General features: G+C 38.5%; 8 protein-coding genes. All 8 read right to left on the bottom strand.

What is annotated here, in order from left to right:
• Positions 1-304: 304 nt before the first annotated feature.
• The gene (locus BFU02S_RS11665) at positions 305-715 is read right to left on the bottom strand and encodes a hypothetical protein (protein ID WP_066370725.1); all 411 of its coding nucleotides are present in this window, start codon (positions 713-715) and stop codon (positions 305-307) included.
• A 188-nt stretch (positions 716-903) separates the two neighbouring features.
• The gene (locus BFU02S_RS11670; RefSeq protein WP_066370726.1) at positions 904-3951 is read right to left on the bottom strand and encodes a YfhO family protein; all 3048 of its coding nucleotides are present in this window, start codon (positions 3949-3951) and stop codon (positions 904-906) included.
• 136 nt (positions 3952-4087) lie between these two features.
• Complete coding sequence (locus tag BFU02S_RS11675; protein WP_066370730.1) at positions 4088-5527, bottom strand: flippase; 1440 nt, start codon at positions 5525-5527, stop codon at positions 4088-4090.
• A 164-nt stretch (positions 5528-5691) separates the two neighbouring features.
• Positions 5692-7158 carry an oligosaccharide flippase family protein gene (locus BFU02S_RS11680; protein ID WP_066370732.1) on the bottom strand — a complete coding sequence of 489 codons (1467 nt, stop codon included), beginning with the start codon at positions 7156-7158 and terminating at the stop codon, positions 5692-5694.
• 41 nt (positions 7159-7199) lie between these two features.
• A complete protein-coding gene (locus BFU02S_RS11685; RefSeq protein ID WP_066370733.1) occupies positions 7200-7940 on the bottom strand; it encodes a LicD family protein in 741 nt (246 codons plus the stop codon).
• A 41-nt stretch (positions 7941-7981) separates the two neighbouring features.
• On the bottom strand, positions 7982-8689 hold the full coding sequence (locus tag BFU02S_RS11690) for a WecB/TagA/CpsF family glycosyltransferase (protein WP_066370735.1): 708 nt from the start codon (positions 8687-8689) through the stop codon (positions 7982-7984).
• Positions 8690-8816: 127 nt separating this feature from the next.
• Positions 8817-10085 (bottom strand): nucleotide sugar dehydrogenase, encoded by a 1269-nt coding sequence (locus BFU02S_RS11695; protein WP_066370736.1) that lies wholly within the window; start codon positions 10083-10085, stop codon positions 8817-8819.
• A 322-nt stretch (positions 10086-10407) separates the two neighbouring features.
• Positions 10408-11157 (bottom strand): C40 family peptidase, encoded by a 750-nt coding sequence (locus tag BFU02S_RS16425; protein ID WP_084361092.1) that lies wholly within the window; start codon positions 11155-11157, stop codon positions 10408-10410.
• Positions 11158-11502: the final 345 nt, after the last annotated feature.

Genomic DNA, 11502 nt, shown 5'->3' on the forward strand with positions numbered 1-11502 from the left:
GGGTCCATTATATGTTGATATACTTTTTCGCTTTATTCAAAGCTAACTTTAAATTTAATGATTTAACTAAACAAAGTACTATTGCACCTAAACATTCTTCTCTTTCAGGATTATCTATATGGGGGATAGCTTCTAATTGAAATACGTAGATGTTCATATTGCTCTCCTATTAAACAAGCTTTTATACTTCTAATTTTAAAAAATAACTATTCCTTTTCAAAATAACCACTTCATTACAAAATAAAAAAGACAACCTAAGCTATGAGGTAAATCCCTTGTATCCAGCAGTTTTTAGAGAGACCTCTTATCTTTTTAATATAAATCTCGGTGGAGCACCTAATTCCTGCTCTGCTTGAAAATATGCTAAATGTCCATGTACACAGGAAATTATTGAAGATAAACCATAGCCGAATACCCGATCTATAGCTGTCTTTAAATCCATCTCTTTACCATCAATGGCATCATTTAATGACATTACATAACATGTATCACCAGCACCTTGTTTAATTAATAATCTTTCAATTTCCTGGCGATCTAATTGTGACTTTGGTATTTGAATCATAAATTCCTTACGAAGAGTCCCTGAATAACTATGATTTAATTTCCACAATGCATCCCCTCTTTTTTGGGGTGAAAATAACTCATATAATATTCTTTGTTGTACTCTTTTATTAAAGAATGATTTAATAATTTTTTCTTCAAATTCCTTAATCATTTTTTAACTCTCTCCTATTTTTTGGAGTAGCACTCAAAAAGAAACTAACAAACTAAACAAATTTTAAGTAAAGCTAAAAACATAAAATTTTTATAAAATCATTATTTTGTTACTGTTTTGCTGACCCGTCTTCCTTGCTCATCATAGGAGTAATCCGCTATGACATTTCCAGTTGCTTTATCCTTTACTTATGTTAAACGTCCGCCCGTATCCCAAGTGTATAATTTAGTTCCGTCGTCTACTACATTTCCATTTTGATCATAGACATACGGATTTTTATCCACACTCGTTAACTCATTCGCTGCATTGTATTCATATTTCGTGATTGAAAGCACATTTCCAGCTGAATCCTTTACCACCTTGGTACTTCGATTCCCAAGCGGGTCGTACGTATTCGAGACCGTGTTGCCCGTTGTGGGATCGGTTTCCGATAACAGTTGATTCAACGCATCATACGTATAGTTAACGCTTTTGGTCCCTGAACGATCTGTCGTTGTCACCTTGGATCGATTTCCATTGGAGAAAGGGGCTACCAAAGGCCAGTTACCTGACTTTTTGGTCAGCCCCTTCTTTGACAAGCTTTTTATAAAAACAAATATAGCCAGACCGAGGCTGATTAGTGAAATCACGAACCCCGGGATCAATCCTTCCGGAATAAACTCCAGCTTCACATGATGTGTACCAGCTGGTGCCTGAATTCCTGTAAAGGTATAATCAGCCGGGAATGTCTTCACCTTCTTGCCATCAATACTTGCTTTCCAGCCCGATGAATACGGTATGGATAGAAACAGGATGCCTTTTTTGCTGCTAGAATACTTCCCGCTTACGAAATTATTTCCATATTGAATATCGGTTAAGCTGTCTTTCTGATAAGCGGTTATTAAATCCTTATAGGTCCTGTAGCTGCTGATCGATACCCGGACATCTTTCACAAGGAATTTCCCCGGCTGGATGGTTAACTTGATCCGTTCTGTTTGATCATCTTTTCCAAAGCGGAATAAGACTTTGTTTGTCGAGTTTATATAATTGTATTGGCTGATTTGATACTGATTATTTGTCATATTTTTCACAAACGTATAGGTGTCTCCTGTATTGCTGCTTGCGTTGATGGTCATCCCTCCATATGGAGTATATGGCTGGATATCCGCATATACCGTCAGTTCCGAGAGTGGATGGGGTTTAACTGGGAGCGTGATCTCGATAGGCTTTTTCGATTCAACCAACATCCCATTCTTTTGCTTTCTGACAGTAGCGTTCCTATCAAAAGCTGCCTGGGACAAAGTCGCAATCGTTTGAATCGACACATCTCTATTTTCTGGTAAGCCGGCCTCCATCAAATCCTTCTTAGCAACCACGGCATTTCGCAGCAGCAATTCATCTCTCGCCGGATAGTCCGCTTTGTCAAATGCCGACGAAGCAATAGCAGAATGATAAATAAAACCAATCGGCAATGCATACTGATTTTGCTGGATGATGGTTTGGCCATTTCGAACAATGGTCTTATAGCCGTACAGATGATTGTCAGACGGCGCATTAATGGAAATATTGTACTTATTCCCCAGAATCGCAGAAACATACGTATCATTTGGATACCCTTCTATATAGCTTAGGTTTCTCTTTCCTGACTGCCCCAAATAATCCATGCCAAAATATTGCAGCTTCCATTTCAATAATGATTGATAGGCAGAATAGGATCTGTAGCCATAACTCATCGAAGAATTATAAAACACCAAACCCGGTGCATTCATGGTAACCCGATAAAAACTTTTATCCTTCTTAAGGTCATCCAGACTGCTGGTTATTGCCGGATTCGCAAAAAATTGAACATAATCTTCTTTCGTCATGAGCGGGAAGATTCCCCAAATCCCTTTATGATACGAACCTGGATTACCGCCGCTTGACTTAATCAACAAATCTGACACAAAGCTATAAGGGAGCATGAAACTGTAGCCCATGACAGCTATGGCTCCTATGGAAAACAGAGCTTTCTTTAGCCAATTTTTTTTAACAATTTGTGTTGCAATGAAAAATATGGCAAAAACCACCGGAAACCATTTTAACTCAGCACCAAAGCGTGTAAACGGATTCCGATCCAACCAATAAAACATTAGCCCGGAAAGAAGGAAAAAGCCCGCAATATTCCTTCTTTTTTTATAGTCAAGCTCATGTAAGGCCATAGCCGACAAAAGGATAAACAAGGCGTTAAACAGAAATAAAGCCCTGAATTCATCAGGTGAGCTAAAGCCCGCCACCACCGAATAAATATTTTGAAACACCAGAACGAGAAAAAGAACGATCCCCATGACACCGTAAATCAAGGACCGTTTTAATCCGTTGATCCATAATAACGGAATGGTAACGAGAGGCAGAAAATTCATGCCACCTTTCCATATGATTTTCCTTACGGCATCATCAAAGCTGAGTACTTTTTGGAGGATCGGTTGTCCATGGCGATGTGAAACACTCGATTGCAGAAAGCTGAACACGGATGGTAGAAACACCACCATTGCCGTTCCAAGTGCCAACAAATAAACACCTGATAACTTGAAATGAAAGAAGAGAAACGGCTTAAACTTTTTCTCTGATCCTTCATAGGCAAAATAGCGGAAAAGACTATACAAAAATAATCCGACTGTAATCATAAATAAAAAATAAAAATTGCTGATACTAGCTAAAAACAAAGAGAAAAATAGGAAAACACCTTTCTTCTCTGTTAGGAATTTTTCATACCCAAGAAGAATGAAGGGAAAATATACAGTGGCATTAAGAAAAAAGTAATGTGTATAGAAATGTTCAAAATTAAACAGGGCATAACTATTTGCAATCCCTGCCATTAAGGCAATCCCTTTTTTCACCCCAAGCTTTTTCAATAATAGGTACATGCCTAAACTAATGAAAAAGATTTTCAAAAAACTAACCGGTATGAACGAATAAGGAAACCATTGCTTAGGAAGGAGGAGAAGCGGCCAAATAAAAATGTCCCCAAGCATGTAATAACCAAAGTCATTCCAAAAACTCCCGCCTAGCCCATATGTCCAGGACCAAAATGGGAAATGCCCGCTTCGGACAAGATCATGAAACATGTTAAAAAAATGAATATATTGTTGAAACAAATCCCCGCCCATCGCAATATAAAAACGATGACTAAGCACCATTCGATAAAAAATGAGAAAGCCCATTACTGCATGAATAGCCGCTAATAAAATAATATACCCATCGACTTTTTTCCGAATCATCTTTACACCTGCTTTTGTCTTACTCTTTTTTCCTTTAGTATGCCGTTTGCTGCACCTTTTAGGCATAATGAAAGATGAGTCTTCTTTAGAAGTTCAAAATCCATCGTAATCTTTTTTAAATAATCGTGCAATTATTTTAAACCGATTTGCGTTTAAAGAAAAAGATCCTTTTCATCAATTCATAGGTAATACTTTCCCGTAGCAATATTAATATGCCTAAATAAACAATTACACCTGCCAGTACCTTTAGGATAATCGACAAAATCAAGGATAATTGAAATAATTCAACCACTTTATAGGTAATCACTGCCATGGCCGCTGATGCCATTACATATAGGGCAATCTTACGTTTAGCACTAAGAGGTAACTTTAGAACGTCTTTTAAAAACCACAGTTGAATGCCCAAAATAACCCCTTCTGTTACCGTTGTCGCAAAAGCCGCACCTGCCGCAGCAAACCTTGGGATAAGCACCAAGTTCAGAACAAAGTTCAACCCTGCTCCAATTACAATTGGCAATGTATACTCTTTATTCTTCTTCATTGGGACAAGATACCAAGACCCAAAAATAACTCCTAGTGATTTAAATATAATTATTGGCGCCATCATCATGGCGATCGTTTGGCTGGGCTTGAATTTCGCTCCTAAAAACCACAAGACAAACTCCTTGGATATGATGAAAAATCCAAAGGTAATCGGTAATACGAGAAAAATAGTTAAGGTGACACCATTTCGAAGCACTTGCAACAGCTTATCAAACCGCTTTTCAGCAATAAGGGAAGAAGTTCGCGGCAGCATGACTGTCCCTGATATATTAATCAAGGATGAAATCGTATAAACAATTTTATAGGATTGATCATAATAGCCGACCTGTGTGGCAGTAGACATGGCCCCAAGCATAGTTTTATCCAATGCTGAATAAATCAAGGCCGAAAAACTTGGAATAAAGAGTACCATCATTTGAATAAGGTGTCTTTTATACTTGAAGTTCTTAAAGGTAAAGCGAACATATTGATTCAGCCGGTAGAACAATGCCACATTTCCGATTAACACAGATGCGCCCATAATCACCGTATATAGCACTAGATCTTCCTGCTTTTTCACAAACAAAAAGACACACGCAAACCCCAATAGTTTCAGGGTTAGATTTCTTGTTACCACTTTTTTGAATTCTTCAAGGCCTTGAAACAACCAAGTAATATCAAAAAATGCTGCAATCAAGTTTAACGATTGCCAATAAAAAACCGTATCACCTTTCCAAATAAATGCTACACAAGCAAAATAAATGATGTTGGCGCAAAGTAACAGTACCGCCCGAATAAGGAAAATCTCACTAAAGGCTTTATTTAATTCTTTAGGCTCCGCTTTCACACTGGCTATTTCCCTGACAGCATATAGATTGGAGCCAAGCAGGAAAATATTAATAAATAGCGTTATATAGGAATAACTGTAACTATAATGCCCGACCCCTTGAGGGCCTAATACCCTTGAGATATAGGGAATTGTTAAAAACGGGAGGCCAAGGAGAATAAATTGCTGAATCAGGACATAAAGGAAATTCTTTTGTAAAGTAGACATGCAGAAACCTCGTCTTTTGTTTTTATTAACACATTATAATAATTTTCTTAAGACTTACTTAAAAAAATATATTCAATTTTTTGAACATGTTAATCATAACTATTTTCTGATGTCCCGTAAAGTAGAAATTCTTCACAAAAAAAGAGCCCTTCCTAAAAAGGCTCTTACATGTTTGATCTTTTCAAAAACCGTGCTTTTAATTTCGCTGAAAACAAGGTAACAATCTCGTCCTTTGTCACAAACAGCAACAGCAAATAAACGATCCCACAAATGATCATAATGGAAACCGTTTGAACGAGCATGCCGTGAATTATGTGGCGCATCCCTATTGCAATCGGAATAAAGGTCAACGAATAAACAAGATATCGTAAATTCGCCCACGATAGTAACTGGAATGGAATCTTAAGATACTTTCGTATATAGAAATACTCAAAGGCAATCAATAGAAGGTTGGCAAAAAGCGTCGTAAGAATGGCAGAGCTGGCAGTCAACGCTCCGAAATAGAGCCATACGGCTTTAAGGATTAGATTGGCAATTCCGCAAATAAAAATCATCCAGACAAGAATATGCTCTTTCTTTTTAATATAAATCACCTGATTAGATTGAATCGACTCAAAGCCAATCGTAATCATATAAAGAGCATAGATCGCCAGTACCGGGCCGGCCGGAGCGAATTGCTGCTTGCCATAAAGAACAACAGCCGCATTGGCCACCACATAAAGCCCGATCGCCGCAGGAAATAACAGGGCGGAATACACTTTGGAAATTTTCTTCAACAAGGTAAGATACTGCTCGTCATTTTCACTGCCTAATAAAAACGACAGCCTTGGGATCGTTACTTGAATAAGACTAATCATCAACCCATTAATCATCGTCGCAATTTGCTGAGCCATTGTGTAATAGGAAACGGATTTCTCATTCACAAACTGGTAGAGCATGAACCGGTCAAGCTGGGTATATAAAATATTTCCGTTCGAGAAAATGACCACAAGAAATAATGGCTTCAAATGTGGTTTAAACCGAACATCTTTGAAGTCAAATTTGACTCTTCGCTTCACATAAAAAAAGCTAAAAATATTATTTAATCCCGTTGATGTAGCTAACAAAGCAACAAAAATTAAATAGTTTTCCGAAGTTTTGACAAATGTGAGCAGCAAAATCACATAAATGATTTTGACGATCATCGTTTTCAAAGTGATAAACCCATAATCTTCGTAAGCTTCATTTACCCATTCTACATAAAAAATGTTAAGAAAGAAGTTGATCCCGTACACCATTAGGATCGGAAACGCAGCTTTTCCACTATAACCAAGATAGGAAACAATTACGTAAACGAGCAAGGTTAGCAAGTTTGTCAGTAAACTAAAGGTAAAAAGGCTCGTAAACAGCTGGTTAACATTTTGTTTGTCATTTTTGATCCGGCTGACTTCGCGCATACCATATTGATAGATACCAAAACCGGCAAAAATAAAGAAGTAGTTAAAAATCGTTTCCGCACCCTTTACTCTTCCAATGGCATCCGAGCCCAATGTCCGGTAAACATAAGCCCCGATCAAAACGGGAACAATCAAATTAAAAAAGTTTAATAAGATTTTATAAATGGCATTTTTGATAATCGATTTTTTTTGCATAAAATAGTCCTCTGAAAAAGGGTCTGCCCTTTTAGACAGACCTAGATATATTCCTTCACAATGACAGCCTTATCCACTCGTTCAATATTGTCCGGTGATTCTCCTGTAATCCAGTTTTCATCCTTGATCATGTACGTTGTCCCGTAATTATCAATTAAATACTCATGGTAATTGGCAGGAATCTTAAAGTTTACCCCTTTAAACTCGTAGTCCATTAATCCGGTAAAGCTTGATGTTACCTTACTGGTGCGATACCCTTTGGCAATTTGATAGGAGGGATGATTTTCAAACTCCATGTTTGTGCCGATTTCACTAAAATAACACCAGATTTTATTTTCAGACGCCTTCCAGTAATAAAAAATATCTATATGCAGATTGTGTAAATGAAACGCCTGTTCATAGATCCGTCCATCCATTTCAAATTGCTTATGCAACTTAACGCCTTTTTTCTCCAATATTTGAACAAGGTGGTTCTTCTTTTCATCGTCGAAATCAAAGCAGCCGATATCAAGGTCCTTATCATGTCCGATAAAGTCTTTTTCACGGATCGCCCCAAGAAGGGTACCATAATCCAGCCAGAACTCTTCGCCAATTTCCGCAAAAGCCTCTTTCATATATTGAAGCATTTGCATCCCGTACATATGAACACTTGCCTGCTGCTTTTGATATTGAGCTTTGTCATATTTACGCTTTATTTTGATTAAAACGGGGTTATTCTTGGCAAAACCATAGAATTTGCTTGCCCGTATTTGCTTTACAAGACTATCAACAATTGAAGCCATTTTGATCGCCCTTTCATGTGATGAGAAAACCCTCTTTAAAGTTATTTTCTCAATGCTTTCAGTAAAAACAGCGGCAAAATCATCTGCCGTCTCCAGCGCCATGGCTCTTTCATCAAGCGGTAAAGCCATTCAAGCCCAAGGGATTGAAATGCCTTTGGCGCTCTTTTGAGATTGCCCGAAATCACATCATAGGACCCGCCTACCCCTTGAAACACATATGGCGTCACCTGGTTCATATGATGGACAATCCAATATTCCTGGGCAGGACTTCCCAACGCAACAAAGATAATTTCCGGCTGATGCTTATTGATCGTCTCGATGACCACTTGTTCATCTTTTTCATAGCCATGTAAAGTGCCAACAATTTGGATTCCTGGAAATTGTTTTTCAAGTTCGCATTTAGCGGCATCTGCCACACCTGGCTTTCCTCCGTACAGGAAAATCCGTTTCCCTTTCTCAGCCGCAGTTTGGCAAAGCTTCAGCATCATATCAATCCCGGTTACCCTGTTTCTTACCCGGCCCCCTTTAAGCTTGGAGGCGATAATCACGCCAATGCCATCCGGAATTTGATAATCGGCACGATTAAGAAGTTTCTTTAGTTCTTCATCTTTTTGCGCCTTCATGATTTTCTCCGGATTAATCGCCACAATAAATGACTTTTTCCGTTGTTCAATATCCTGCATTAGTAACGAGGCGAGCTGATCATAATCATAGTCACATACATCTATTCCAAGAAAATTCTCTTTCATATCCGACCACCTATTGTGATTTTGGATGAAACATGTAGAGCAGCCTAAAAGTGCGCTCAAACATTTAGAAACTGTGGTCCGCAATGGACCACAGCCATTCATTGGGATGTTCGCTTAAACGCAAGCGTTATTTCCCATCTCCTAATACGTTTACTTCAAAACCAGCTTTTGTCCATGCATCGCGTGGCAGACAGTTTTTCGTGTCAAGAACTATCTTCGAACGGACAAGATCGGCTGTCTGCTTTGGATCGAGGATCTTGAATTCATCATGCTCTGTCAACACGAGGACAAGATCGGCATTTTTCAAGGTTTCTTCCAACTGCAATGACTGCTGTGCGAATTTCTGTTCTTTAATATGCGGGTCGAAAGCGGTCAGTTCAAGGTTTAGCTCTTTTAAGTGCTTGATTACCTCAACAGAAGGACTTTCCCGCATGTCGTCAATATTAGCTTTAAATGCCAAGCCAAGTACAGCGATTTTTGGATGTTTAATTTGATGCTTTTCGCAAATAGCTTTCAGTTTATCCGCCACATATTGCGGCATTGAGTCATTTATATTTCGTGCCAGGTGAATCATTTTAGCAATCTCGGGCTGCAATTCCACAAGGAACCATGGATCAACGGCAATACAATGCCCTCCTACGCCCGGGCCTGGCAGGTGAATATTCACTCTTGGATGATGATTGGCTAGTTTGATGGCTTCCCAAACATTAACCCCAATATTTTCACTGATTTTAGCCAGTTCATTCGCAAACGCAATATTGATATCCCGGAAGGTATTTTCAATCACCTTTACCATTTCTGCTGTTGTTGCATCGGTTAAGAAGATTTCCCCTTTAACAAATGCACGGTATAAATCACGTGTTTTTTCTGCAGATTCTTCGTTAATACCGCCAACAATACGGCTGTTATGAACTAGCTCTTCAAATACGCGGCCGGGAATAACCCTTTCCGGGGAATGGGAGACAAACAATTCCGTTCCGATTTCAAGCCCGCTTTTTCTTAAAATGGGCAACATAATATCCTCAACAGTCCTAGGTGGTACTGTTGATTCTAAGATGACAAGATTTCCTTTTTCAAGATAAGGAACAATCGACTCAGTTGCCGATTCTACATATTTCATGTCCGCTGTTTTATCAGGATTAATAGGTGATGGAACTGCAATAATAAAGACATCTGCTTGTTCCGGTTTAGTGGAAACTGTTAAATTTCCGCTGTCAATCGCAGCATTGAGCCTCTCTTGCAACCCGTTTTCTTCAATATGAAGTTGTTTATTCTGAATTTTTTTGACTGCTTCTGCATTTATGTCAACACCATGAACATGCAATCCGCTATTAGCAAACATAACAGATGTTGGCAAACCGATATAACCTAGACCAATGACACAAATTTTATTCATAAAGGGACTTCCTTTCTAATGTCAATAAACTTATCTATTACCGAAAACGGCAGTTTTAAGTTTGTTAGGACGAGGATAAAATTTTTACAACTTATTGTAACAAAAAAATTCGCGAAAGAAAACTCATACCCGCAGATGATGTCGAACTTTGCTTAATTTGATAAGAATTTCACGTAACTGTAAAATACATTCCTGAAATTCCCTTATTTTTAATTAGAAAACTCGCAGACTGGAGAGCCTGATAAGAAAGTTATACTTTCCTATCAGCCAAAGAAAAAACGAAACCATTTGATTGGTTTCGCTTGCAAATCATTCATTGAAATTATTGAATCCAGGCACCGCTGCTATCAACTCTATAGCCGTTAATGGTTGTGTTTTTCGCCATGGAACCGTCACTGTATAAGAAATACCATTTACCGCCGGAACGAATCCAGCCGGTTTGCATGGCACCACTGCAGTCTAAATAGTACCATTTGTTATTCCATAATAACCAGCCGGTCCGCATTTTACCGGCTGAGTCCAGGTAATACCATGTACCGCCATCATTTAGCCATCCTGTTTGTTTGGCCCCATTTTTGTAGTAATTCCAAATTCCGTTCGATAGAACCCAGCCATTAGTCGTATTACCAATCCGTTTAGAGCCGATATACGTATCTCTATAATATGAGGTCGATAGAGAGCTAACCGTTACGCCATGGCTTGATGAAGCATGAACGAATTTATTATCCCCCAGGTAAATTCCAACATGTGATGCCCCAGCTTTGTATGTACTAAAGAAGACTAAGTCGCCCCGCTGCAAATTGCTCTTGGCAACTGCCTGACCCTCGGCATATTGTTCAGAAGCTGTCCTCGGCAAATTAACTCCTGCTTGTTTATAGACATATCGCGAAAACCCCGAGCAATCAAATCCGTTTGGTGTCGTTCCTCCCCAAACATATGGAACACCTATGTATTGTAGTGCAATATTTGCTACCGTTTCACCAAAGGTTGCCGCTTCTGTCTTATGTATGCCAAACATTCCGCTAAAGAGTAAAGAACCTATTAAAACACCGCTTACAAAAAACCTCTTCATATTTCCCTCCCTAGTTCTTTTTCTCTCCTAATTTGTTAATCCTAGTATCTCATAAAATTTGCTAGAGTTTATTTACAGTTATTTTTTAATATTATTACAGAATTATTTCAAAATTTGACTTAATTCGACTGTGACATTATAAAAAAAATAAGAAATACACCAAGTATCCCCCATTTTCGACTCTGCGAGCTTTTTAACACAAAGGCTCTGTTATGGTTCATTGTTGATTTTTAGCAGGGTACTCACTTAATCGGAGAATTCCGCTTATTTTTAAAAAATAGCGATTAGACAGAGAAATAGGCGTAGGTTTTCCGCTTAAATAACCAAAAAGGCCTTAAAATCATG

It is taken from the genome of Neobacillus fumarioli NBRC 102428 (genome assembly GCF_001591485.1).
GTDB lineage: Bacteria > Bacillota > Bacilli > Bacillales > Cytobacillaceae > Neobacillus > Neobacillus fumarioli.